A 25,911-nucleotide genomic window follows, 5' to 3' on the forward strand; every position below is an offset into this window, starting at 1 on the left:
GTAATCCCTCATTGTATCCCATGAAACGAGTCTTTTATTTTCGCTACCTTATTTTGTTTTTGTCCTTAGTATTTTGCTCCTGTTCTACTGATGAATCTATCACTGAAACTGAAGAAGAAACGGAAGCACCTCTGGTCACGCTGACCTTTAATGTAGAAGGCAACCTAAATGTAATTGCTGCGCAGGAACTGGAAACTGGAAGTCGTGCCACGAAACCTGCAGATCTTGTTAAAGAGGGATTCACTTTTGATGGTTGGTATTTAGACGGGGTTCTTTTTGATTTCAATACGCTTGTTGAAAAGAACATTACCTTAATCGCACAGTTTACTCAAGTCGAAGAAACAGAATCAGATACCGCAGCGCATTTACTACCCGAAGATTTTGTGGCTGATTTAGGTAAGGGTTTTGATGTTACCTGGTCTGAGTTCACAAAGTATATGAATCTGTACAGCGAGCAGGCTGTGATTGACTTTGCTGCAGCAGGTTTTAAGAATGTACGCATTCGAATGGGAGAAGGTAATCCCGATGCTGAATTTCTGAACCGTTTAAAAATGCAGGTAGATCATTGTTTGAAGCATGGGATTTATCCCATTTTAGCCTATCAGGGTAAATTTCTTGAAGAAGAGGCCGCAACTGATGCTGAAGCACGTGAACATTTAGTTACCTGGTGGCGTACTATGGCAGCGTATTTTAAAGACTATCCCGATGAGCTCACGTTTAATATTCTCATTGAAATATCCGGAAACTATAAGGATAACTTTACTGCGATGAATTCGTTTTACGTAGATGTGCTTAAAGCCATACGTGAGAGCAATCCGCATCGTATTGTAATTTTTCCACCGGTAAAAATATCAGATCCAGAACAATTGGAAAATCTTAAGATTCCCGGGGAAGATGATAAGTATACAATGGCTGAATGGCATTTTTACGCTGCAGGTCCAAATACGACGGTGGGAAATAAAAAATACTGGAATGATGGTTCTACCGCTATGGAGCGCGATAATGTTAAGCAACCCATTCAAACAGCCTTAGACTGGATGCAAAAAACCGGTTATAAAACCTGGGTTGGCGCCTGGATGGCCGGTAACTACAATAAAGGCAATGATTTTACGATACCCCAACAAGTGGCTTTTGCAAGTTTTATGACCCGCGAACTCGATGCCGCTCAAATACCCTGGTCTATAAATGCCGGAAACAAGTATTACGATTATGAGAACCAAAAATGGTTTAATGTCACTTCAGACGCAGCAGGTATTCCGGTACGGGATGCGATTTTAGACCCCAGGACCATTGCCCTTTACAAAGACAGTTACTATAACGGCAGTGGCACGCGCTTACAACCGGGTAACTATGATGCGGCAGCATTAAAAAACCTGGGGCTCTATAAAACTTCAAGATCTATGATGATTCCGTTTGATTTTGAAGTTACGGTGTATAGTGGGGATTCCTTTGACGGCAGCGCAAAAGTTCTGACCCAAACCCAAGCAGATTTTACAGACTTTGAGATAGCTTCCTTTAAAGTAAACTATCTGAATAGCTATTAAAGAATATCTCAAATGGCTATAAAATAGTGTCTACACAAAGTAATTTAAAACCAAAGGAAGTGGCAATGAGGAATAATGGCCTACCAGCCCATTAAACTCAGTGTCATACCGGGCGTCAGGAAGCTTATAGTATTTATCTGAAAACTGATCGTAACATTTCGTTGTATTTAGCCAATGTCTTTTTTTAAAAGGCTGAACGCATTATGGTCGGCGTTTCTTTTTATACTTGCGCCCGTACCACAACAATACTCCGGTGACCGGAAGACTGGCCGTGATCAAACTGGCCAGAAACGCGATAATCTTTCCGGCGATACCACCAATGGCTCCCACGTGAATGTCGTAATTCATACGAAGCAGTTTTTCGGCAAATTCGGCATCTTCATACTTACCATACACACCGGGTGTTTCCAGTTCTTCCAACGTGTTTTGGTCAAAAAACCGGTAATCGTTATTGTAATATACACCCTTGCTGTTTGTGATTTCGACGTAGATACTTTCGTCCGGCGTATTTGGATAATGCAATTCGTAAGCCGTAGCTTCAGGCGATTCCCGTTTAAGTTTGACCATCAGGGTGTCAATAGGAGCAAAGGTATTTTCAGAAACCCGGTTGGGCTCCTGATTTTTTGGAATTATAAAAGCTGCCACCTTATCGCCGCCTGCCGTTTTATACACCACATATTTAAGCCAGTTGTAGGATACCACACAACCGGTAAAGGCGAGTACCAATGCAAAGGTGCAAATGTAAAAGCCCACAACAGTGTGCAGGTCAAAATTTTTGCGTTTCCAGCGGGTGGTTTTCTTCCAGTCAAACTTTAAGCGCTGTTTGAGATTTTTACGTTTTTTGGGTAGCCAAAGAATAAAACCCGATATAATGATGAGTATAAACAGTAAAATGGAAGTACTTACCACGTGTTCCCCAATTCCTTTTGGGAACCAAAGCCGCATATGTCCTTTAAGGATGAAAGCAAAAAAACCGCTTAAGTGATCTTTAATTTTTAGGACTTCGCCCGAATAGGGATTTAGAAAAATGCTCTGATAAAATTCAGGATCTCCATCGTAAAAAATGACCTCTATCGCCTCATCGGCCTTCCCAAAAACCACCCCGTGAATGGTGTTTTCAGGAAAAATTGCTGAAGCTTCGGTCTTGATCATCGTAGGGGTGATCATCGCCCGGTCTTGTGGTGCTACGGTCTTATAATCATCATACAGACTTTCTACCTCATCCCTGAAAACCCAGCAACAACCTGTTACCGCAACAATAAAAACGACAATACCCGTGATCAGGCCGAGTATTTTATGAAGCTGAAAAATAAATTTTTTAAAAGTCATGTATAGAAATTTTAAAACGACACTGTCTAATAAGTCTTAGTAGCTTGAGTTGTCAGGTTGAGCCTGTCGAAACCGATCGTGATAATCGGTAGGTTGAAACTATTTCGACAAGCTCAATATGACATTACCCTGCTTTTTAGACAGCCTCGTCTGATAATTTAAAAAGTATACGAAACATTGGCCAGAAGAGCTCTGGGTTGTTGTGGATTAATAGTCGTCCATCCCTTATAATACTCTTCATTAAAAGCATTATTCAGTTTTAATGCAATGCGGTATTGATTGGCCTGATAAAAGACTGATGCATTGGCAACGGTATATGCGGGTAGCACAAATTCGGTAGAAGGACCATAGATAATGGTAGGACGTTCGCTGGCTCCGTTAAATCCAAACCCAAGACCAAAACCATCCAGTTTTCCTTGCTGAAATTCATAATTAGCCCAAAAATTATAAAGTGTCTCAGGACCGGCTTCCAGAGGTCTAAGGTTGACAAGGTTTTCATTATCAGATTTGGTGGTTTTACTGTCGTTAAAGCTGTATCCGCCTCTGATATTTAAACCTTTAACCGGGTTGGCATTAATTTCTACTTCAAAGCCTTTACTGGTCACTTCACCTCCCTGAATTCGGTTAAAAGGGGATTCAGGATCGGTTATGACCCGGTCTTTTACCGTGATATCATAATAGCTCAGCGTGGCATTCAGGCGATTATTAAAAAGATTGGTTTTGACACCAAATTCCATCTGATTGGCCTGTTCAGGATCAAAGACTTTTAAGGTTTGCTGTCCTTCTGCGGGATCACCTACCAGCTGCGGAGCAACATTGGTAAAACCATTTTGGTAATTAGCAAACACCGAAAGCTGGTCTTTGATAGGCTGATACACGATTCCCGCTTTGGGTGAAAAGGTAGTTTGATTGTAATCATCGTCAGCAACGTTTAGGTTACCTTCATTATCAAAATGATCGAGGCGCAGACCTACCATTGCTGATAATTGATCGGTAAAATTAATCACATCTGATGCGTAGAGGCTGTATATGTGATAGGTAGATTTTATGTTGTTTACCCCGGCGTTTGCCAGCGCGGCATCTACAGCTGCTGTAGAAAGGGGATAGGCGGTAGTTTCGACTTCAGGGGTAAAGGGGTTGTCACCACTGGTCTCGCCATTGGCTGTTACATTCCCGAAAAATGCGTAACCGGTACTGTTATCGGTTTGGGTTTCATTAAAGTAGTCTATACCCAAAAGTACCCGGTTGCGAATGCTGCCCAATTTGAAATCCCCATTAAAATTCTGTTGAATATCGGTGGTTTGGGTATTCGCATTCTGCTTATTGATCTGTCTGGAAAACGTGGTTCCTTCTAAGCGGCCATAATCAAAAAGGTAGGAGTAATACCCGTTAGTTGAAGTATTGCTTTTCGACAACAAGGTCTGCGACTGCCAGGCATCAGACAATTTGTAGTCCATTTCAAGACGGTAGTTCTGAGTAGGATTTTTAAGTGATAAATCATTACTGGTAAAGGAGAGCTTGTTGTTGTAGCCCAACTCTTCCAAATTTGCTGCTCTTGAGGGAGCACTTCGGTTTAAGAATAAAAAGGTAGGATTGGTTTGTTCGGCCTGTGTGATTTCACCATAAAATGAAAACGACAAGCGGTTATTTACGCGGTATGAAAGGGAAGGAGCCACAAAGTATGATTTTCTAAAACCGGCATCCTGAAAGCTTTGGGAAGTGGTATAGGCCGTATTCAGTCTAAAATAGATTTGATCCTTTTCGCTTAAAGCGGTGTTGAAATCTCCCACCACTTGATTGAATCCGTATGAGCCGGAGGTAAAGGAAAGTTCACCACCTGTACCCGCGTAAGGTTTTTTGGTCACTACATTGATGAGGCCGCCATACGAACTAACCGCGTTGCCAAAGAGTGTTGCAGAAGGCCCTTTAAGAACCTCAATACGTTCGATATTTGCGGGATTGATGGTTCCGTTAGTAAGACCGGGAAGACCATTTACAAGTTGTGGCTGCACCGAAAATCCGCGTAGCGAATAGTAACCTGCGCCATCACCACCTCTTCCGGTAGAAGTCCACAATTGTTCAACGCCCGTTGCATTTTTAAGCGCATCGTCAAAATTAGTCACTACCTGAGATTGCAATAATTCGTTGGTTATGGTGCTGTAAACCTGTGTATTTTCAAGGTCTTTAAGCGGCAGTTTTGCAACATAAGCTGTTTTTCTACGGGAGAACTTATTACGGCGCTCCCCGTCAATCACCACTTCATTGAGAATTTCGTTTCCCTCGTACATGACTAAGGTGCCCAGATCGCCAGATTGCGCATCTGTAAGTGCAACTGTGATTTCTTTAGTGCGGTAGCCCAGATACGAGAGCACGAGGGTATAATCTGAAGCCTCGAGATTAGAAATTTTGAATGTTCCGTCAGTTTGGGTTTGTGTTCCTGAAGTTGTTCCTTTTAGAAACACGTTTACTCCAGAAAGGGCTCTTCCGGTATTATCGGTGACGGTGCCTTGTAAGTTTACATTTTGGGAATAGCACCAACTACTCAGAAAAAGCATTAAGGTTGGAAGTAGAATCTTCATTTGTTTTTATTTAGACTTGTTACAAATAATTAGTTTTGGCAAATGTATTGTCTACGTTTATTCCATCCAAATTATTTAGATAAATTCTAAATAGAAATCTTTTTCAGAAGGTGATCTGAGCGCTAATGCGGGGTTACAGACTATTTAATGTCAGTACATTATACTGAAATTTTAAATAAAGAAATTTTTAAATTTTTCTTGTTACCGAAGCTGATGGGAGTGGGGTTTGTCACATTCGGGTTCAATGTGAATGGTAATGTGTGAGATTTCGGGTAGTTCTTCCTGTAATTTATCCTGAAGTTTATGAGCCAAAACATGCCCCCTGTTTACGCTAATTTCACCATCTACAATGGCGTGCAGTTCAATCAGGTACTTCATTCCCGCTTTGCGTACAAAGCATTTTTCGGTTCCTTTAATGCCTTTGACGGTAAGTGCAACCTCACGTATGTTTTCAACCACGTCGTCATAGCGGTGTTCGTCCATAATTTCGCCCAAAGCAGGCCTGAAAATAAGATATGCATTATACAGGATAAATGCCGAAGCAAACAGGGCAGCCCAGTCATCAGCAGTCTCAAATCCTTTTCCAAATACCAAAGCGATCGAAATACCAATAAAAGCAGTAACCGAAGTAACCGCGTCGCTGCGATGATGCCAGGCATCTGCGCGAAGCGACGAACTGTTAGTCTCCTTGCTTTTGCGCATCACATAACGATAGGAGCCTTCTTTCCAGATGATAATAACTGCCAGAACAATAAGCGTCCAGGCTTCCGGCACTTTATGAGGTGTTCTGATGTTTTCAATACTTTCGTAGGCGATTACGGTCGCCGATGTGACCAGAAACGCCACAACCAGAAAAGTGATCAGGGGTTCTATGCGCGAGTGACCGTAAGGATGATTTTCGTCAGGTGGGCGCTGCGCGTATTTAAACCCAATCAGGACAAAAAAAGAAGAAAAGATATCTGCGGTAGACTCAATACCATCTGCGATAAGGGCGTAGGAGTTGCCAAAAATACCCGACAAAAACTTTACGGCAGCCAGCAACGTATTGCCTATGATGCTGAAATAGATTGCTTTAACAGCCGATTTTTCGGGGGTGTTTGCCATAAATCCTGAAGATATAACTGCATAACAAACCTATTTTATTTATTTCAGGAAGGCTCAGATAATTTGTTAATCTATCTAAAAATACGCACGGTTGTCAGAAACGGGGGTTTGTAGTTCTGCTTAAGATTTCCGCAGAATTTTTTCAAGGGTTTTGCCTTTTGCCAGTTCATCAACCAGTTTATCCAGATAACGCACTTTTTGAGTCAGGGGGTTTTCAATAGTTTCAACGCGATAGCCACAAATGACACCGGTAATTAAATGGGCGTTAGGGTTCAAATCTGCCTGATCAAAAAACGTCTGGAAACTAGACTTCTGGTTGATGTGATGGGTTAGTGCAGCATCATCATATCCCGTAAGCCAGCTAATCACTGCGTGTAAATCTTTACGGGACCTTCCCTTTTTTTCTACTTTGGTCACATAGTGCGGGTATACCGAAGCGAAAGACATAGTAGTAATGCGTTCATCGGTTTTAGAAGGCTGATTCATCGTTTATGTTTATCCCTGAAAATACAAATATCTGGAATAATTACCTGTCTGATTCTATTACTTGAAATTCTGATATTCCGCGTTTAGCTCATCAATGCGTCGCTTAATTAACGAGGTTCATTCAGTCAGATCGATTTCAATTCAAGGTATTTACGTTTCTGAAACCCGAAAAGCCAATATCAAAATCAGGATTTAGTAAAATTAATCACTAAACTTGTCTCTTTTGATATCCACCTATGAGTCTGGCATTACCTATCGCTCTTGTTTTAATTGTTTTTGTGATCTACGCTTTTACCCGCACCCGATCCCGAAAAAAAGAAGCTTTTCCTGCAAACTGGCATCAACTTTTAGTTGATCATGTACATTTTTATAAAGAACTGTCTGAGCCCGAACAAAAGCGGTTTCAACAACGCGTCATGACTTTTTTAAGCGAAACCTATATTGAAGGAGTTGATTTTGAACCCGATGAACTGGATACGGTTTTGGTTGCTTCGAGTGCCGTCATACCGGTGTTTGCATTTAGTGAATGGCATTATACCAACCTGAGCACGGTGTTGATTTATCCCGATCATTTTAATGAGGATTTAGATTTTGACGCCGATCACAAAGAGCGCTTTATAGCCGGAATGGTAGGTACAGGCCGTTTTGAACATCAGATGATTTTATCCCGAAAAGCGCTGCACGAGGGTTTTGAGCGTAAACGGGACTTGCAAAATACCGGGATTCATGAGTTTGTTCACTTAATTGATAAGGTAGACGGGGTTACCGATGGGGTTCCTGAACGCTTAATTGAGCACCGCTATGTTGTGCCTTGGCTGAAACGTATTCATAAAGAGATGGAAGAAATTAATGCCGATCAGTCTGATATACGTAGTTATGGAGGTACTAACGAGGCTGAATTCTTTGCCGTGGCTTCTGAGTACTTTTTTGAGCAGCCTAACCGAATGCGGGTTCAGCATCCCGAGCTGTATAAAATGCTCACGGATTGTTTCCGTATTCAAAAGAAGTAAAATGATCAGTAAACGAGGCTTTTTTTACAAAACGTAAAGCCGCACTTTTTTATTTAGATTTGTTATCTGCCTGCTTTTAGCAGGTTTTAACCCTTAAACGGAACTATGTTATTTTATAAAAATCGAAGTGTACGATTAGTTTTAGTCTGTGTTATTCTGGCTTGTATTTCCTGCAGGAACGAGCCTAAAAATACTACCACTTCAGAAGAAATTTCAGATACTCCACAGCAGACGGAGCATCAATTAGTGGTAGAACAGCCCGATTCAATACCCACTCCCGAAGGCATGGTTTGGGTTTCCGGTATTCGGTTTACTCAGGGAGCAGGATCTGGAGACGAACTTGCTTTACCTCGGGAAAAACCGGCACATCCGGTGGCTGTTGATGGATTTTTTATAGATAAGACCGAAGTCACCAACGCTGAGTTTAAGGCTTTTGTTGAGGCAACCGGCTATGTGACTGTTGCAGAGCGCCCTGTAGACTGGGAAGAAATGAAGAAAGACTTGCCACCCGGTACGCCGAAACCTGCAGACAGTATTTTGCAGCCCGGTTCTTTAATTTTCAACAGGAAAGCAGAAGGCATTACCGACTTGAGAAATTACGCGCAATGGTGGGAATGGAAAACAGGAGCCAACTGGAGGCATCCACAGGGGCCGGAGTCAACAATTGAAGGAAAGGATGATTATCCTGTAGTTCATATCGCTTATGAAGATGCTCTGGCCTATTGTGAGTGGGCAAACCGCAAACTCCCTACCGAAGCTCAATGGGAAGCAGCAGCACACGGAAAAATGCACGGCGGAGTCTATACCTGGGGCGACGATGAATCGCAACTTGCTAAAAAAGCCAATACCTGGCAGGGGAATTTTCCCAATAAAAATCTTGCCGAAGACGGGTTCTCATATGTTGCTCCCGTAGCTTCGTTTGAACCCAACTCACTGGGTATTTACGATATGGCCGGAAATGTATGGGAACTCACGCAGGATTGGTTTTCTGTAAACTACTACGAAAGTCTGGCGGGTAATGAAACGCTAAATCCAAAAGGTCCTGCGCAATCCTATAACCCTGAAAATCCATACCAACCGGAAAAGGTTATTAAAGGCGGCTCATTCCTATGTGATAAATCGTATTGTGCCAGTTACCGCATTTCTGCCCGAATGGGGCAAACCCTTGATTCCTCTTCAGATCATACCGGCTTTAGAACCATAGCAACACCTGACCAACTTTCAAAATAATTTTTTGCTTCAAATTAAAAATCTAAAACTGCCTTAGACCTGAACTATGATCAGAAATCTTGTACTTATATTGATTATACTGGCAATGCTGCTCAACATTCTCAATTTTGATTTAGCGAGTTTTGATTTGAAATCTAATCAAACCTGGATATTCTTAGGTGCTATACTGCTCGCTTTTATTGGGTCGGTTTTACTGGTCGTGAACATCCTAAAAACCAACAGCGCTAAAGAATAAGTTTTGGAAAACTCGGGTATTAAAATGAAAACCCGCAGTAGAATAACTTACAGCGGGTTTAAAATTTACGGCACCGGCGATCAGCGCGTATTGAATCTACTATTCTTCAAATACTTCAAGGCATAAATAAAATCCAGCAGTTTTGACCCGGTGATAGAATTTGAAAGGGATTTCGAATATTGAATTAACTCAGAGCCTTGGCAATATCAACATCTATGACCTTTTTCCTTAAAACATAAACAAGATGCATATTCGTTGAGCAGCCCTGGCTTTTACGCATAGCCTTCAGCTTTTTTTCAATACTTCCCATGGAGTGGGCACTAAATCCAAAATAGCCAAGAATTGCGGGTAGATCTGATACTTTAGCTCCGTGAGCTAGAGCACTTACGAGGTAAAGCTCGTAGTCATTAATTGGTTTTGTTTGTTCTGACATTTTTAATAATTATAGGGATTTTACAAATGTGGTCTAAAGATACAGACGTTTCTCCAGATATTGGTCTTACTTGCGAAGCTTTTTAAAATACTGAAATTCAGTCATATAATATTGGGGGATATAAAGTGCAGTCATCGTAAAGTATTAGAAAGCGTAGAAAGCAGATTCCAAACGTGTCTTGTTTGATGAATCGGCGCTTTTAGGCAGTTACAGGTATGTAAGTGATTTTTTTGCAAAAAAAGTATCAGGTATGGCAAAATTAGGTAAGGTAAAATCGGTACTATTCAGATAGTTTTGAGAGCATAAAAATCGTTGAACGTGTTTTTACATCGCCTATTAAATACTAATTTTCTTCTTTCTTGGCGTTGTTTTCATAGTTAAAAACCTGTGATCTTTATCTTTTAGCGATCTAAAACCAGTTATAAACAAATCTATTATGCGAAACTTTACTTTTTGCTTAAACCTTATTAGTGTAGCCCTGTTTAGCTTTAGTCTCCAGGCTCAGAATAGTTCTGCCGACTACTCCAATGCCTGGAAGGATGAACAGGTCTTCCGGATTAATAAGGAAGAACCTACCGCCTGGTTTATTCCCTATCAAAATGAAGAAGCCGCAAGATCGCATAACCCTGCAAAGTCCTCCTATTATCTTTCCCTAAACGGAAACTGGAAATTTAAATGGTTTGAAAATCCCGCAAATGCCTTGAAGGGTTTTGAAAAAACAGATTTGAATGACTCAAAATGGGATGAAATTCCGGTGCCGGGTGACTGGCAAATGTATGGGTACGATTATCCTATTTACACCAACATTCAATTTCCTTTTAAAAACTGGGGCATCAACCCGGATGGTAGCCCGATAGTACCTGAAGATTTTAATCCTACAGGGCTTTATCGTACCCGTTTTAAACTTCCTTCAGACTGGGATAATCAGCAGGTATTTATTCATTTTGGCTCGGTTAATTCGGCATTCTACCTGTATCTAAACGGAAAATTTGTAGGCTACAGTCAGGATACTAAAACACCTGCCGCCTTTAACCTGACCAAATATCTGGTTGACGGCGAAAATACACTGGCCTTAAAAGTCATTCGCTGGAGCGACGGTTCGTATCTTGAAGATCAGGATTTCTGGAGATTATCGGGTATAGAGCGCGACGTTTTTCTAGTGGCAACTCCACAGGTACGAATTCAGGATTTCGAGATAGCTTCGGTGCTTACTGATGATTATCAGGATGGAAAATTTAATCTTTCGGTAAAACTGGAGGATCACCAGCAAAAATCAGATCATACTTCAGGCATAGCCGTTCAGATTAAACGAGACGGAAACCTTATTTATTCCGAAGAAAAAGAAACAACCGGTGCTGAACTAACTTTCGACACCCTAATCAAAGATGTGGCGCAGTGGTCTGCAGAGTTTCCAAATTTATATGAGCTGGAACTTGTTCTCAAATCAAACGGAAAAGTTACGCAGGTAATCAATCAGGAAATAGGCTTTAGGACGGTTGAAATCAAAGACGGTTTGTTGCAGGTAAATGGGAAACCGGTGACGCTGCGCGGGGTGAATCTGCACGAGCATCATCCTGAGACCGGTCACTATGTAGATATTGAAACCCGAAAGCTTGATCTGGAGCTGATGAAACAAAATAACATCAATGCGATCAGAACCTGTCATTATCCTCAGGATCCTGTGTTTTACGAAATGTGTAATACCTATGGCTTTTACGTCGTTGACGAAATAAATATCGAATCCCACGCCATAGGTTATGATCTGGATAAAACCTTAGGCAATCAGCCCAATTGGGGGCCTGCGCATTTAGACCGAACTAAAAACGCGGTGGAACGGGATCGCAACAATCCCAGTGTGATTATCTGGTCTCTGGGTAATGAGGCCGGTAACGGAGTCAATTTTTACAATACGTACAACTGGATCAAGGAAAATGACCCTACCCGTCCCGTACAATATGAACGTGCCGGTGAGGAGTTCAATACCGATATTGTTGCTTATATGTACATCGGCATTAAAGGGATGGAGCATTACGCGCGTAATCACACAGACCGGCCGCTTATTCCCTGCGAATATGCCCACGCAATGGGTAACAGCCTTGGAAATTTTCAGGATTATTGGGATGTGATCTACAAATACAAGCAGTTACAGGGTGGCTTTATCTGGGATTGGGTAGATCAGGGTCTGGTTAAAGAAGGCAAAGATACCGAAGGTTTCTGGGCTTACGGGGGAGACTTCGGTCCTGAAGATGTGCTTAGCGATAACAACTTTTGTATGAATGGACTGGTTTCTCCAGATCGTAAACCGCATCCGGCTTTGTTTGAGATGAAGAAAGTTTATCAGCCTATATATTTGGAAGCTTTGAACTTGAAAACCGGGGAAATTAAGTTAACCAATCATTACAGTTTTGATGCTTTGTCTAATCTGAAGTTGGAATGGGTATTGGAAGCTAATGGGAAAGAATTTAAGAAAGGAACTTACGGTGATGTGGAAGTTGACGCGCTGTCTTCAAAAGTGATCAAACTCAATATTCCCGATTTTGAGCCTGCGATTAATACCGAATACTTCTTAAATGTGTATTTAAAATCGAAGACCGAAAGAGACCTGGTTCCTGCAAATCACGTTGTAGCTTACGAGCAGTTTAAATTACCGGTTAGCCTTATCCAGGAAGTTACGAACGCATCCGAAGGCAATTTAAAGCTGAATGAGGATGATACGGTAATTACTGTATCGGGTGCTGACTTTAAAATTACAGTTGATAAGACCACCGGATGGGTTAAGACGATCGAGAAAAAAGGGAAATCGCTTTTAGAAATGCCTTTAGAACCAAATTTCTGGAGGGCTCCAACAGATAACGACTACGGTAACAAAATGCATGAGAAAAGCGCGGTTTGGAAAGATGTTGTGAGTCAATTTGAGGTTCTGGGAATTGAAAGCACTCAGGATCTACCGGGTCTGGTAGAGATAGCTGTTGACTATGTTATTCCGGCTTTACAAAATCAAACCGCTTCTGTACGCTATACGATTTATGGAGATGGAACTTTGAATGTGCACAGTGAATTTGATTTTCTGAACAATAAGCTTCCGGAAATCCCACGTATAGGATTCAGAACCCGTATCAAGCCCGAATTTGATACGTTTAGCTATTTTGGAAGAGGACCGCACGAAAATTATACAGATCGCAAAACTTCGGCTCTGGTTGGTTTGTACGAATCTCCGGTGAAAGATCAGCGTTTTAAATACGCGCGTCCTCAGGAAAACGGCTATAAAACCGATGTGCGCTGGGCACGTTTAAAAAATTCCAGAGGAGATGTTATAGAGGTTTCGTCTACAGGAACTTTTGGAACCAGCGCCATGCCTTTTGCTCAGGAAAGTTTTGACGACGGCGCTGAAAAAGAGCAACGCCATCCTGAAGATGTCGCTTTAGAATCTTTTGTAGAATGGCATATAGATCTAGTGCAGCGTGGGGTAGGAGGTGATGACAGTTGGGGTGCGCTACCTCACGAAAAGTACCGTATTTTTCCCGGGATGTATGCATTTGATTTTACGATGAAGTTTGACTTTTAAAGAGAGCTTTTAGCGTTATAAATAGATTTAAATGTTTAGTATTGGCCAGAAATAAGGCGCCTTAGGGCGCTTGAAACAGCTAATCATTTTATCCTTATCGATGCAATTAAAATTTGACAGGTTTGTATTTGCGATCGTAATCGTAGTTGCGACCGCGTACTTTCTTCCACAATTGGGGGCAGGAGCCTCAGCTGATGTCTTAAATACGATAAGTACGGTAGGTATTGCCCTGATTTTCTTTTTTTACGGTCTTAAATTAAGTCCGCAAAAACTAAAAGCAGGTCTTAAAAACTGGAAACTTCATATTTTGATTCAGGCGAGCACCTTTGTGCTGTTTCCGGTTCTGGTCATACTGCTAAGGCCCTTTGTGCAAAATGAAGAGCAGGAACTTATCTGGCTGGCGTTTTTTTTCCTGTCTGCATTACCATCTACGGTAAGTACATCTGTGGTTATGGTTTCAATAGCCGAAGGTAATCTTCCGGCAGCAATCTTTAACGCCAGCATTTCGGGCATTATCGGGATTTTGGTCACTCCGTTGTGGATAGGTCTTTTTGTAGATGCAGCTACAGTTGATTTTGATTTTTCAGAAATTTACCTGAGTCTTGTTTTTCAGGTTTTAGTACCGCTGATTCTGGGTTTCTTGTTACAATTGATTTTTGGACCATTCCTGGAGAAATACAGCAAACAGCTTTCGCTTTTTGATAAAGGGATCATATTGATCATCATTTATAAAAGTTTTGCAAAATCGTTTTCAGAAGGCTTATTCAGCAGCATTTCTATTGCCGATTTGCTTCTTATTGTAGCCGGTGTTTTGGCGCTTTTTGGATTGATCTATAGTTTGATCAGTATCATTTCAAAGAGGCTTGGTTTTTCTTTAGAAGACCGAATAACAGCGCAATTTTGTGGAACTAAAAAATCACTGGTACACGGGACTGTTTTTTCGAAGATTTTATTTCAAAATTTTGCATCACTGGGTCTTATTCTGCTTCCGCTGATGCTGTTTCATATCTTTCAAATACTGATCATTAGCGGGATCGCATCTCATTATAAGAAAGTAAACCACAACCGGTTAACATAGATTTCATTTGGTTTTATTGCCAAAACTTATGAAATACAAGTTATTGGTTGCCGAACCGGTAATTTTGAAAAAGTCTGTAGCTCATTTTGAACAGAATTAAATTGCCCCGGATTCTCTCGTTAGGACCAGTACCTAAATAAGGGGGGAGGTCAATATTAATTATTTATCGAATTTAAAGGTATCCTATAAGGGGGGAAGCCTACATTAATTCAGAAATAAGTTTGTGTTTTCTTTAATACAACATCATCCTGTGAAACTTTAAATTTCTGGGATGATGATAAACCTATTTTTCGCAATTCTACAGCTTCCCCCGGGAACCCAAAATCCCGATGATAATCTTCCGGTTAATCTTAAAGATCCTTTTGATCTGGTTGTGTTTGTCATCCTGCCTGTAATCCTTATTATACTTTATATTATTTGGAGAAAGAAACGCAGGAAACCTTAAGCTTTAATGCCTATTCTCACTTAAAAATAATCTACATAGCTCCTCTAGGAGGGGCAACTCCCAGTCAAAGCCCAGCCATCCCCTAGGATAGTGTATGAAGACGGGTTCTATAAAGTCAAAATTTAAGAGTTTGTTAAGAATGTCGTAGTGCATAGCTACAGCAAAACAAAAAGCTATGAGATGTTTATATCAACAGAAATTTTCAACAACAATTTTCCTTTTCCCGATGACGGAGAAACCATTTACCATACTATCAGTAGGCTATTAGCCAAAACTTTCTAGATAAATCCGCTTAGTATTGTAAAGTAGAACTACATTGTTTTGAATTATAATGTATTCTTCGTTTAGCTGAATTTGATTCTATAGGCTTTATTGGTTTTGCGAGCATTTTTAAGCCAAAAGAGGTAGCGCTTTATGAGAAGCCCTTCTGATTTATTGACGAAGTATAAAGTAGCATCATTTAAAAGAATTATTTGTAGAAACCTCCAATGATGTATTCTATCTGCTACGTAAGCGATGAACTTAAAGAGTTAAAAAAAGAAGATCTTATTTTACTCTATGAACAGACTGTTCAAAATAATAACAAAGAACAGATAACCGGTGTGCTCATCCATAAGGATGGAAGCTTTTTTCAGGTTCTAGAAGGAGACAAAAACGTAATAACTACCTTATTTAAAAAAATTAAAAAGGATAGAAGACATAAAAATGTAATCACGCTATTTACTAGGGAGAGTATTCGCGTTTTTGAAAATTATCAAACCGGCTTTAGCATTGTTCACGACTATAATGGGCTTGAAAGTCTGAGAGTTTTTTTGGCTGATAATAGAGCGATTTCTACTACCTCTGCTTGTGTTGAGAGTATTATAAAAACATTTTTAAAAGCATAATTAAGAAAATATTCAATCTGCGATTGGATGTGCCCTTAAAACATGAAATCGGTTTTGATCCCGCCAAAGGGCTATGGTTTCGCAATGGGATTCATCATCAACCAACTGGGCAGGTTGAGTGCATATTATGTAAATGAGCAATCCGGGAAATTCTTAAGTCACTCAGATTCGCTCTATTTTTTAAGCATAATGGAATAGTACTTTCAACTCCAAAATTTAAGAATTTAAGATTTTTTTAAGAATCATTATATTAGCATTCTTAAATAGGTTTTGAATCCTAAATGCTTAGCAAAACCCCCGTATATTGGTAAAGAATACTAAAAAAAACTGACCCAGTTTGAACCATGAAAAAGCGAATATCTAGAAAAGGAAAAGCCATCAAACTGAAAATATACACGCTGATTCTTTTGCTTTTTATACTATACGGATGTGGTGACCCTTCATCTCCAAAAAATAGAATCGCGATCACCAAAGACTATTTCACAGCCCTTGATCTATCGAGCAGTTCTAAACTATTCAATGTGATAAGCGATAGCCTTCTTGCAAAAATACCGGAATATGATTATCAGGTTAAGTATTCAAAAAAGGATTATGTAGAAAAATGGCTAAAATGGGACTCAGTCTTTGATCCAACCTATAAAGTTCTTGCTTTAAATATAGCAAATGAAAGCGTCGTTACAACCGTTTCAAAAACAGATAAACGCATAGCATTCTTTATGCAAAAACCATTTTTAACACAGGAAACATTTAAATTCAAAAATGGGAAAATTGCTGAAATTGAAACGAAATATCTCAATTTTGATGAAAAAACCTGGGGAAAAAACAGAGAACAGCTTCTAAATTGGGTTGCTACAAACCATCCGGAGTATGAAGGTTTTATAAATGACCAGACGGAAGCAGGTGGAATAAAGTTTTTAGAGGTACTCAACCGCTACCAAAAAAAAGATAAGCGCTACTTGTTTTTTCTTCATAATCGATTTTTAGAGGAACACGAGCTCAACGAATTACACCCGGAATACGGACGAACGGAGTATAAGGAAATCCTGGCTGCATTTGAAAAAAGCGGGTTGAATGTAATTAGCGAATTGAGAAATGCTAATGTAAACGCTCGGGAATACGCCGGCTACATAGTCAACCAGATTGACAGTTTAATGCAGACGGGAGTCGAGCCACAGCATATAACAGTTGTAGGGACTTCTAAAGGTGGATATATCGCGCAATACGTTTCCACCTTGGCCAATAACCCTGATCTAAATTTTGTGTTCATTGCAAGCTTTAGAGACGAAGATCTGCAAAACATTCCGGAAATCAATTTTTGTGGTAATATCCTGACCATTTATGAAAAGACCGATCCATTTGGGGTATCTGCCATACAGCGTAAGGAAAGCTCAACCTGCACGATCAGGCATTTTAAAGAAATTGAACTCAAAACAGGATTGGGGCACGGCTTTTTGTTTAAGCCCCTAAGTGAATGGGTTAAACCAACAATACATTGGGCAAATGCCCAGTATAGTTTGTAGTATTGATAAATAGCTTTTTTCTAATTATTAATAGACTCTAATCTGCAAATGTAAAAAATATAGCAATTGTCATATTTACCTGGGATTTTCTAAAGCTCAGTCTCTTTAAATACATAATAAGTTTTGAAAATTTCAGAAAAAAGCAATTAAGATATCGATAAGAATGATAATTACGCTTTTGCTCTTTACAGGTCACGCATGGTGCTCCTGTTACACCGTTGAGGAGGAAGTTCGCCTTGATGAGCTGGGAAGAGTGGTTTACTACAAAAGTAAATATGATTCCCATAAACCAAACGGCACAATCTGTACGATGAATGCATCAGAAAAAAACGAATGGGGTGTTTATCGATCCTACGCTACAATTTAAAAATGGTCTCGAAGTTTTTCAGAGACTGAAGGGTTTTCTGCTACGCAGTTTACGTATGAAATTGATGAGCGTGGTAATTCGTTGACCTGTATATCTTAAGATTTTACCATAAAAAAAGAACAGCCTTTTAGTCAAACGATTAACAGGCTGTTCTAGATTAACCAAAATTTGGTTCGTCGGGATGAGAGGATTCGAACCTCCGCTCTCGCGCCCCCCAGACGCGCACTTTAACCGGACTAAGCTACATCCCGAAATTTTCAGGCTGCAAATATACTTATTTAAGATATACTGCAAAGTCTTTTAAAACTTTACTGTAGAAGATATAATATGATATTCACTATGAAATAGGCTCTAATTCTGTTTTTGTTCAATGAGTAGTTGTTTTCGTTGAAAAATTATAAAACTATAACGTTTTCATTTGTTGATACTATATTTTTTGTAACTTAAGATTGTCAATAGGAATTAATTAATTGTCTTTATTATGAAACTTAAATATTATATCCTCGCTTTAATGTCTGTAGTACTCCTAAGCAGCCTTAAAACAACTAATGACACCCATCCTGATCACCTGATTAAAGGCACCTGGGAATTGGAAAGTTTTTATTATTACGATAATAACGAGATTTCAGACACATTACCTACTACTGATGGTTACAGGCAAATAAAGATGTATACCACAGATAAAGTGATGTGGACGCGTTATGTGCCTAAGGATTCTGTTGAGTGGTTTGGCTATGGTAACTATAAAGTAGCAGATGATATGCTCATCGAGACTTTAGAATACGGTTCAGAGAGTATGATGAGTGCGATAGATACGCTACGCATCTTCACTTTTGAGCTTCAGATTTCTGAAAATGCGTACAGTCAAATCAGTGTAGATGATGAAGGCAATCGCATTTCCTCAGAAAACTATAGACGTATTGAATAAAATCAGCTATTCTTTAATGGCTTTTACTTCGGCTTCCGTTACCATTTTAGGACTTGTATTCCCCCAGGAATGTAAGATGTAATTCATCACATCTGCTACTTCATCGTCGTAAAGTCCGGGAGATGGCATTACGCTATTGTATATGTCTCCGTTAACGGTGATTTCTCCTTTGAGACCATATTTAACAGAGTGGATTGCTTTTTCGCGGTTTTTAAGCAAGTAATCTGCCTTGGCCAGCGGCGGATAGACACCTGCAACCCCTTCTCCGGTAGGGAGGTGACACTGCATACAGAAATCCTCATAAACCGTTTCACCTCGTTCTATACTTTCTTGTAAAGCATCCTGAACATTGGTAGTTTTAGTGATAGTAGTATAAGACTCCGCACCTGAATTTGAAGTACTCAAATAACCGAATCCGGTAACGATCAGGGTGATTAGTGTTGTTATAGTTATTTTCATTTTTTGATCAGTTTTACAATTCCTACGCCTTCAACACCTACATAAATCATACCATCAGGACCTTGAACCACATTGCGTACGCGACCTATTCCGTCAAGGAGTTTTTCACGTTTTACGACCTCATTATTTGAATTAAGGTAAAGGGCTTCTAAATACACAAATTTTAAAGATCCTACCAAAAGATTTCCTTTTAGTTCAGGATAGGCGTCACTGGTAACCAAAGCAAAGCCGCTGGGCGCTATAGATGGAACCCAATAATACAGGGGTTGCTCCATTCCTTCTTTTTGTCTTTCATCGGTGATAGGAGTTCCTGAATAATTAATCCCATAAGTAATAACCGGCCAGCCATAATTAGCTCCTTTCTTGATGACGTTAATTTCATCACCACCTCTGGGGCCGTGTTCGTGAACCCAGATTTCCTGAGTTTCTGAGTTGATGATCATTCCCTGGGGATTGCGATGGCCATAAGACCAAATGGCTTCCTTTGCATTCTCAACTCCTACAAACGGATTGTCTTCCGGGATACTACCGTCAAGATTAAGACGGTATACCTTGCCATTATCGCGTGTAATGTCTTGAGGATTTACATCCCGTTCGCCTCGTTCACCTGCTGTAAAAAATACGTGCCCTTCATTATCAAAAACGATTCGGCTGCCAAAATGCTGACCCTTAGTGGTATTAGGGCCTGCTTTGTAGAGGATTTCCTGATCAGTCAGTTGATTGCCGCTTATTTTTGCTCTCATTAGAGCCGTGTTTGCTCCTTTTTCTTCACCCTGAGTTGAAGAAAAAGTGATATAGATCCATCCACTTGCTTCATAATCTGGAGCAATCTGGATGTCTAAAAGTCCACCCTGACCTCTGTTTGAAAGTTCCGGCAGTCCGGTTATTTCATTTTTTTGACCATCTTTAAAATGAATGAGCTTTCCTTCCTTTTCGGTTATCAGAATACTTCCATCCGGCATAAAGGTCATTCCCCAAGGGTTTACGAGGTCTGGCACCACGGTCTCGTAGGTATAGGCCTCAGAAACGCTTATGGGTACGTCATTTTCTTTTACTTCCTGCTGATCCTGACCACAGGAAGTAAGGCCAACCAACATAAAGCTTAAAACACATATATACTTTTTCATAATCGCTATTTTTTCTAAAAATAGAAAATATTCAGTGATTTCGCATAGCGTAAGTAATCTATGTAAATAGTTGTTGTTAATAACGACTCATAACTGACTTTAGGGAATTTTTTAGAATGCATTTTTATTAATGTACTTTTGTGTTTTATGGAAAACGATTTAAACCCTAAAGGATTAAATTAAATTTTATGGCAGTAGAACGAATTAAATGTTTGATAATAGGATCTGGACCGGCTGGTTATACAGCAGCTATATATGCTTCCAGAGCTGATTTGAATCCGGTTATGTATACCGGCCTAGAACCCGGCGGACAATTGACAACCACTACCGAGGTAGATAACTTTCCCGGTTATCCTGACGGAATTGACGGTCCAACGATGATGGTTCAGTTACAAAAGCAGGCAGAGCGATTTGGTACCGAGGTGCGGATTGGGATGGTCACTTCTGTTGAGTTTGCTTCAGAACATGGTGGAATACATAAAGCGGTAGTAGACAACAATACCGAAATAGAAGCAGAGAGTATCATAATCAGTACAGGGGCAACTGCAAAGTATCTTGGTCTTCCCAGTGAACAGCGCCTAAGAGGCGGCGGGGTTTCGGCCTGTGCGGTATGTGATGGTTTCTTCTACAAGAATCAGCGTGTAGCCATCGTAGGTGGTGGAGATACAGCTGCTGAAGAGGCTACATATCTTGCAAATATTTGCGAGCACGTGACTATGCTGGTACGTAAAGATGAAATGCGTGCATCAAAAGCAATGCAACACCGGGTAAATTCCAGAAAGAATATTACTGTTCTTTACAATACCGAAGTAGAGGAAGTATTGGGAGAGCAGGTAGTTGAAGGTCTAAAAATGATTAACAATGAGACTAAAGAAACCATTCAAATTGATATCACTGGATTGTTTATAGCCATAGGTCATAAACCGAATACCGATATTTTTAAAGGGCAACTGGATATGGATGAAACCGGTTATATAATTACCGAACCAAAAAGCACCAAAACCAATAAGCCTGGTGTATTTGCCAGTGGTGATGTTCAGGATAAGGAATACCGTCAGGCTATAACTGCTGCTGGTACGGGCTGTATGGCTGCTCTGGATGCTGAGCGCTACTTGGCATCTATTGAAGAGGAAGTAGAAGCCTAAAGCTTCGCATTCATATATAAAAAAAGCTCTCCATTTGGAGAGCTTTTTTTATGGGATTGAAATTAATCTTCGTCCTCTTCTTCTTCGGAAGCCTCATCGATCATCTCATCATCATCGTCTTCAGGCAATTTGCTTGGCATTTCGCTGATTGGTTCGTTCAAATCATCATCGTCGTAGTCGTCAACGTCGTAATTCTCCATTGTATTTTCAAGCTTCTTACTCACTTTTACGAGATAGATGGTATCTGCAGTACGAACTTCAACACATTCTATAAGTTCATTCTTTGCATTTTTAAAAGATATGATGTGATCATCATCATACCCGTAGGGGTACTTATCAACCAGAAGCGCGAGTATTTCTGGAGTAAGCTTTTTAAAATCGACAATAACGCGACGCATAAGTATAATTTAGTTTAAGTGCTATGAGTGGTTAAATGTAAAAAAAAACGTTTTGCTTCTGCAAGGCATTTTACTTATTTCTTACTTAAATTTTTATAGTAATCAAAGGCATTAAAAATCAGTTCATTTGAAACCTTCTGATTTAACACGGGAGAACCTATTTTACTAAGCAAAACAAAATAAACTGTACCGTGACTGTTTTTCTTGTCATACTTGAGCAACTTAATAATGTCTTCTATATCCTGTTCTGTAAAACTAACGGGCTGGTAAAAGTCTAAAATAGCTTTTGAAACTTCATCACACAGCGTATTATCGAAATCGGTAATTTCCCGCGAAAGATAATTGGCTAAAATCATACCTACAGCAATAGCTTCTCCGTGCAGCAGTCGGTTTTTCGAGCTGTCTTCCATAAACAAAGACTCTATGGCGTGACCCAAAGTATGCCCGTAATTCAGGCTTTTGCGCAGGTCTTTTTCGTAAGGGTCTTTCAAAACCACCTCATTCTTAATCTCCACAGATTGTCTGATTAATTCGCCGAGATCTTCAAACTTTGAAAAATCAGCATCCTTTACAGCGTCCCAATACGATTGAGAATGAATAAGCCCGTGCTTTAACATTTCGGCATAACCACTTCGCAATTCTTCCATAGGTAAAGTTCCCAGAAAATGAGGATCAACCAGTACGAGATCGGGATTGCTAATGACACCTATTTGATTTTTAAGTGACCCAAGATCTACTCCGGTTTTTCCTCCCACAGAAGCATCCACCATCGCCAGCAGGGTAGTGGGAATGTTGATAAAATCAATTCCTCTTTTAAAACAACAGGCTACAAAGCCTCCAAGGTCTGTTACCACGCCACCCCCCAGATTGATCAACAGGCTTTTACGATCGGCATTAAGTTCAGACAAGACATTCCATACACCGGTGCAGGTCTCCAGATTTTTGTATTCCTCCCCGGGGTCAATTTCTATAATTTCGATGGTCTGATCGGTCTCCAGATTTTGAAGAAAATGAGACAGACAATACTCGTGCGTATTGCTGTCAACCAGTATAAAAAGGATACTGTGTTTTTTTTCTTTTAAGATATTATTTAGGGTGTTATAACCTGAATTTCCAAATACAACCTGATAGTCTTTAGCCTGTACTGCCTGCATGTTAAAACTTCTTTAAGAGAGCGAAATTAGTACCTTTTTGTTAAACTCCCGTTGCGATTCTAATTATATTTGGCGCCTAAATTTACATTATGTTAGAGCAAAAGATATTTGATGATACTCAATGTGCATTTTCTTTAAAATCAGATAGTGAGTTAGAAAGAGCTTATTTCTTATTTAAGATGATTTCTGTACAACCACTTGTGAAAATTGGAACTGCAGTAACACGTTTTGCTCTTAACGCGAGTTTACCTGTTGAAGGTTTAATCAGGGCTACTGTATTTGATCATTTTTGTGGTGGAGTTAGCGAAAAGGATTGCGAACCTACAATTAAGGCAATGTATGGTAAAGGAGTTCATTCGGTTCTTGACTTTTCAGTAGAAGGTAAGGAGACCGAAGCGCTTTTTGATGAGGCCCTAGAGCGGGTAATTAGTATTATTCAGTTTGCGAAAGATAAACCGGGTATGCCTTTTTCCGTGTTTAAACCCACCGGATTTGGAAGGTTTGAAGTTCTTAGGAAAGTTACCGAGAAGGAGGCACTAAGCGAAAGTGAAAAACAGGAATGGGAACGTATTCAGGAGCGGTTTGATAAAGCCTGTAATAAAGCAAAAGAGTGTAACATTCGTTTGCTTATAGATGCTGAAGAAAGCTGGATGCAGGGAGCTGTAGATGATTTGGTGTTGAAAATGATGCAAAAGTACAACACGGAGTATCCGGTGGTATATACAACTTTGCAATGCTACCGATGGGATCGTCTCAATTACCTAAAAGAAATGCACGAAGATGCATTGGAAAAAGGGTATAAGCTGGGAGTCAAGATTGTTCGTGGTGCCTATATGGAAAAAGAGCGGGAGCGGGCTCAGGAAAAGGGTTATGACTCTCCTATATGTAAAGACAAAGCAGAAACCGATGCGCATTTTAACGCAATGCTAGTCTATATTTTAGACAATTTAGATACGATCTGGGCTTTCATTGGTACTCATAATGAGGAAAGCAATTACCTGGCTATCGAGATTATGGCTCAAAAGGAAATCGAGAGCAAAGATGAACGCCTTTGGTTTGGACAGCTTTATGGAATGAGTGATCACATCAGCTTTAATCTTGCAGATCACGGTTATAATGTGGCGAAATATCTTCCCTTTGGTCCTGTAAAAGATGTGATGCCCTATCTGATACGCAGAGCGGAAGAAAATACATCAGTCGCTGGTCAAACCAACAGAGAGCTCACGTTAATCAAGCAGGAGCGTAAACGCAGAAATCTATAGCTGTAAGCTTAAGTAGAACTATTTTTTAGTGATGCTCAACACTTCAAATGCTTCATCACAGCGCTCAACTTTTGCTACTAGCGGAACTGGCATAGTTTCTTGAGAGTTTATAATATAAAAACCACATGGTTCTTTTCGGGGATCACTGTTTTTGAAATCTACCTCACCTTCCAGAAAAACAGTGTTCAGGTCTGAAGTATCTAAAGCCAATTCCTGTAGTTGTTTTTCAGCCTGAGGGGAGAGCGCGTATCCATTATTTCGAATGGTTTTCAGCAGGCGTGCGTTTGGTAAATAATCACACGAAGGTAGTTCAACACCACTTCCTTTTATAAAAAAAGCTAGTAAAATAAGACCTATAGAGAAGCCACCAAGATAAAAGCCGAGGCGATATAAAATTTTCATGAAATGTGATTGTGCTTAAAAAAAGAGCAGATTAATATCTCTAAACGGAAGATCAAACCAATCTGCTACCGATTTGCTGGTTAAAATTCCGCGGTAAAAATACAATCCGTTTTTCAAACCCTTATCTATTCGAAGGCTATTTTCAAGCCCACCGTGTTCACCTATTTCAATCAGGTAGGGGGTGAAAATATTGCTTATAGAAATCGAAGAAGTACGCGCATAACGTGAGGGAATATTTGGAACGCAATAGTGTACAACTCCGTGTTTTACAAAAGTGGGTTTATCGTGGGAGGTAACTTCACTGGTTTCAAAACAGCCTCCCATGTCTATACTCACATCAATAATTATTGAACCGGGTTTCATATACTCCAGCATGGTTTCTGAAACAATTACCGGGGAACGCTCCTTGCCACGTACAGCACCTATAGCGACATCACATCGTCTTAGGGCTTTCAGTAAGTTTTTAGGCTGAATGGTTGAAGTATATAAAGGTCTACCTACGTTAACCTGAAGGCATCTCAGCTTGGTAAGCGAATTATCAAAAACTTTGACGTTGGCACCAAGGCCAAGAGCAGAACGGGTTGCAAACTCTCCAACGGTTCCGGCTCCAATAATTACTACCTCAATAGGAGGAACCCCGCTTATATTGCCAAACATCAATCCGTTGCCATGTTCTGGTCTGGACATAATTTCTGAGGCGATAAGCACCGAAGCCGTTCCTGCAATTTCACTTAAGGCTCTTACAGCAGGATAGGTACCATCGGCATCTTTAATAAATTCAAAGGCTAATGCTGTGATCCGTTTAGTAGCAAGAACTTTAAAATATTCTTTCTTCTGAGTTTTAAGTTGAATGGCTGAAATGATCACCGTTTGTGGATTAATCATTTCCAGTTCTTCCAGGGAAGGGGGTTCGACTTTTAAAACCGTTGGGCAGCCAAAAACGCGTGCGCGGTCAGAAGTGATTTCAGCTCCGGCTTCAGAATAGTCGTGATCTGAGAAACGGGCATCAGCCCCAGCGTTAGATTCAATAAGAACCCGGTGACCATGAGCAGTAAGAGCACCTACTGCATCAGGAGTCAAACATACTCGTTTTTCCTGAAAATGGTTTTCTTTAGGAATTCCAATAAATAAAGAACCTTTTTTCTGTTTTATTTCAAGTTTTTCCTCTTGAGGAAGTAGTTCTTCGCGTGAAAACGGACTATTTGAAATCATGGATGTCATTTC

Annotated in this window: 24 protein-coding genes and 1 tRNA gene; 13 read left to right on the forward strand and 12 right to left on the reverse strand. The window is 40.2% G+C overall.

The window, feature by feature from the left end:
* Positions 1 to 59 precede the first annotated feature (59 nt).
* Entirely contained in the window at positions 60 to 1,544 is a 1,485-nt protein-coding gene (locus tag CJ305_RS03780) for a cellulase family glycosylhydrolase (protein WP_189319378.1), read from the forward strand.
* Between the two features lie 201 nt (positions 1,545 to 1,745).
* Here CJ305_RS03780 and CJ305_RS03785 read toward each other — a convergent pair whose 3' ends face one another.
* The 4 genes from CJ305_RS03785 to CJ305_RS03800 all read right to left on the reverse strand — a co-directional run bounded on the left by CJ305_RS03785 (position 1,746) and on the right by CJ305_RS03800 (position 7,042).
* Positions 1,746 to 2,873, reverse strand: a complete 1,128-nt coding sequence (locus CJ305_RS03785) for a PepSY-associated TM helix domain-containing protein (RefSeq protein ID WP_099644925.1) — start codon at positions 2,871 to 2,873, stop codon at positions 1,746 to 1,748.
* 158 nt (positions 2,874 to 3,031) lie between these two features.
* Entirely contained in the window at positions 3,032 to 5,452 is a 2,421-nt protein-coding gene (locus CJ305_RS03790; protein WP_099644926.1) for a TonB-dependent receptor, read from the reverse strand.
* Between the two features lie 201 nt (positions 5,453 to 5,653).
* Positions 5,654 to 6,556 (reverse strand): cation diffusion facilitator family transporter, encoded by a 903-nt coding sequence (locus CJ305_RS03795; RefSeq protein WP_099644927.1) that lies wholly within the window; start codon positions 6,554 to 6,556, stop codon positions 5,654 to 5,656.
* 120 nt (positions 6,557 to 6,676) lie between these two features.
* Positions 6,677 to 7,042: a DUF2200 domain-containing protein gene (locus tag CJ305_RS03800; protein ID WP_099644928.1), complete on the reverse strand. Its 366-nt coding sequence runs from the start codon at positions 7,040 to 7,042 to the stop codon at positions 6,677 to 6,679.
* 236 nt (positions 7,043 to 7,278) lie between these two features.
* Here CJ305_RS03800 and CJ305_RS03805 point away from each other — a divergent pair, with 236 nt between their 5' ends.
* The 3 genes from CJ305_RS03805 to CJ305_RS03815 all read left to right on the forward strand — a co-directional run bounded on the left by CJ305_RS03805 (position 7,279) and on the right by CJ305_RS03815 (position 9,517).
* Positions 7,279 to 8,052 carry a M90 family metallopeptidase gene (locus CJ305_RS03805; protein ID WP_099644929.1) on the forward strand — a complete coding sequence of 258 codons (774 nt, stop codon included), beginning with the start codon at positions 7,279 to 7,281 and terminating at the stop codon, positions 8,050 to 8,052.
* A gap of 105 nt (positions 8,053 to 8,157) precedes the next feature.
* The gene (locus tag CJ305_RS03810; protein WP_099644930.1) at positions 8,158 to 9,282 is read left to right on the forward strand and encodes a formylglycine-generating enzyme family protein; all 1,125 of its coding nucleotides are present in this window, start codon (positions 8,158 to 8,160) and stop codon (positions 9,280 to 9,282) included.
* A 46-nt stretch (positions 9,283 to 9,328) separates the two neighbouring features.
* Positions 9,329 to 9,517 (forward strand): hypothetical protein, encoded by a 189-nt coding sequence (locus CJ305_RS03815; RefSeq protein WP_099644931.1) that lies wholly within the window; start codon positions 9,329 to 9,331, stop codon positions 9,515 to 9,517.
* A 184-nt stretch (positions 9,518 to 9,701) separates the two neighbouring features.
* Here CJ305_RS03815 and CJ305_RS03820 read toward each other — a convergent pair whose 3' ends face one another.
* Entirely contained in the window at positions 9,702 to 9,950 is a 249-nt protein-coding gene (locus CJ305_RS03820; RefSeq protein WP_099644932.1) for a hypothetical protein, read from the reverse strand.
* 436 nt (positions 9,951 to 10,386) lie between these two features.
* Between CJ305_RS03820 and CJ305_RS03825 the strand changes: the two genes are divergently transcribed.
* From CJ305_RS03825 to CJ305_RS03845, 6 genes are all read left to right on the forward strand, one after another.
* A complete protein-coding gene (locus CJ305_RS03825; RefSeq protein ID WP_099644933.1) occupies positions 10,387 to 13,515 on the forward strand; it encodes a beta-galactosidase, LacZ type in 3,129 nt (1,042 codons plus the stop codon).
* A 100-nt stretch (positions 13,516 to 13,615) separates the two neighbouring features.
* Entirely contained in the window at positions 13,616 to 14,593 is a 978-nt protein-coding gene (locus CJ305_RS03830) for a bile acid:sodium symporter family protein (protein ID WP_099644934.1), read from the forward strand.
* 271 nt (positions 14,594 to 14,864) lie between these two features.
* Complete coding sequence (locus CJ305_RS03835) at positions 14,865 to 15,038, forward strand: adenylosuccinate synthetase (protein WP_143469344.1); 174 nt, start codon at positions 14,865 to 14,867, stop codon at positions 15,036 to 15,038.
* A 488-nt stretch (positions 15,039 to 15,526) separates the two neighbouring features.
* Positions 15,527 to 15,925, forward strand: coding sequence for a BLUF domain-containing protein (locus tag CJ305_RS03840; protein ID WP_099644936.1), 399 nt, complete (start codon positions 15,527 to 15,529; stop codon positions 15,923 to 15,925).
* Positions 15,926 to 15,967: 42 nt separating this feature from the next.
* Positions 15,968 to 16,123 (forward strand): hypothetical protein, encoded by a 156-nt coding sequence (locus CJ305_RS19410; protein WP_189319379.1) that lies wholly within the window; start codon positions 15,968 to 15,970, stop codon positions 16,121 to 16,123.
* A gap of 707 nt (positions 16,124 to 16,830) precedes the next feature.
* Positions 16,831 to 17,445, forward strand: a complete 615-nt coding sequence (locus tag CJ305_RS03845; protein WP_099645450.1) for an alpha/beta hydrolase — start codon at positions 16,831 to 16,833, stop codon at positions 17,443 to 17,445.
* A gap of 543 nt (positions 17,446 to 17,988) precedes the next feature.
* On the opposite strand, the gene CJ305_RS03850 is transcribed toward CJ305_RS03845, so the two are convergent.
* Positions 17,989 to 18,063, reverse strand: a tRNA-Pro gene (locus tag CJ305_RS03850).
* A 230-nt stretch (positions 18,064 to 18,293) separates the two neighbouring features.
* Between CJ305_RS03850 and CJ305_RS03855 the strand changes: the two genes are divergently transcribed.
* A complete protein-coding gene (locus CJ305_RS03855) occupies positions 18,294 to 18,740 on the forward strand; it encodes a hypothetical protein (protein WP_223248794.1) in 447 nt (148 codons plus the stop codon).
* 6 nt (positions 18,741 to 18,746) lie between these two features.
* Here CJ305_RS03855 and CJ305_RS03860 read toward each other — a convergent pair whose 3' ends face one another.
* The gene (locus tag CJ305_RS03860; RefSeq protein WP_099644938.1) at positions 18,747 to 19,199 is read right to left on the reverse strand and encodes a c-type cytochrome; all 453 of its coding nucleotides are present in this window, start codon (positions 19,197 to 19,199) and stop codon (positions 18,747 to 18,749) included.
* Positions 19,196 to 20,326: a PQQ-dependent sugar dehydrogenase gene (locus CJ305_RS03865; protein WP_099644939.1), complete on the reverse strand. Its 1,131-nt coding sequence runs from the start codon at positions 20,324 to 20,326 to the stop codon at positions 19,196 to 19,198. Before CJ305_RS03865 ends, CJ305_RS03860 begins: the two co-directional genes overlap by 4 nt.
* Before the next feature lie 188 nt (positions 20,327 to 20,514).
* Between CJ305_RS03865 and trxB the strand changes: the two genes are divergently transcribed.
* Complete coding sequence (trxB, locus tag CJ305_RS03870) at positions 20,515 to 21,471, forward strand: thioredoxin-disulfide reductase (RefSeq protein ID WP_099644940.1); 957 nt, start codon at positions 20,515 to 20,517, stop codon at positions 21,469 to 21,471.
* 62 nt (positions 21,472 to 21,533) lie between these two features.
* On the opposite strand, the gene CJ305_RS03875 is transcribed toward trxB, so the two are convergent.
* Positions 21,534 to 21,869, reverse strand: a complete 336-nt coding sequence (locus CJ305_RS03875; protein WP_099644941.1) for a hypothetical protein — start codon at positions 21,867 to 21,869, stop codon at positions 21,534 to 21,536.
* A gap of 74 nt (positions 21,870 to 21,943) precedes the next feature.
* Positions 21,944 to 23,023: a 3-dehydroquinate synthase gene (gene aroB, locus CJ305_RS03880; RefSeq protein WP_099644942.1), complete on the reverse strand. Its 1,080-nt coding sequence runs from the start codon at positions 23,021 to 23,023 to the stop codon at positions 21,944 to 21,946.
* A gap of 89 nt (positions 23,024 to 23,112) precedes the next feature.
* Between aroB and CJ305_RS03885 the strand changes: the two genes are divergently transcribed.
* Positions 23,113 to 24,285, forward strand: coding sequence for a proline dehydrogenase family protein (locus CJ305_RS03885; protein WP_099644943.1), 1,173 nt, complete (start codon positions 23,113 to 23,115; stop codon positions 24,283 to 24,285).
* A gap of 18 nt (positions 24,286 to 24,303) precedes the next feature.
* On the opposite strand, the gene CJ305_RS03890 is transcribed toward CJ305_RS03885, so the two are convergent.
* A complete protein-coding gene (locus tag CJ305_RS03890; protein WP_099644944.1) occupies positions 24,304 to 24,687 on the reverse strand; it encodes a hypothetical protein in 384 nt (127 codons plus the stop codon).
* Positions 24,688 to 24,702: 15 nt separating this feature from the next.
* Positions 24,703 to 25,899: an alanine dehydrogenase gene (locus CJ305_RS03895; protein WP_099644945.1), complete on the reverse strand. Its 1,197-nt coding sequence runs from the start codon at positions 25,897 to 25,899 to the stop codon at positions 24,703 to 24,705.
* Between the last annotated feature and the right edge of the window lie 12 nt (positions 25,900 to 25,911).

The organism is Leeuwenhoekiella nanhaiensis (genome assembly GCF_002744755.1).
Lineage (GTDB): Bacteria > Bacteroidota > Bacteroidia > Flavobacteriales > Flavobacteriaceae > Leeuwenhoekiella > Leeuwenhoekiella nanhaiensis.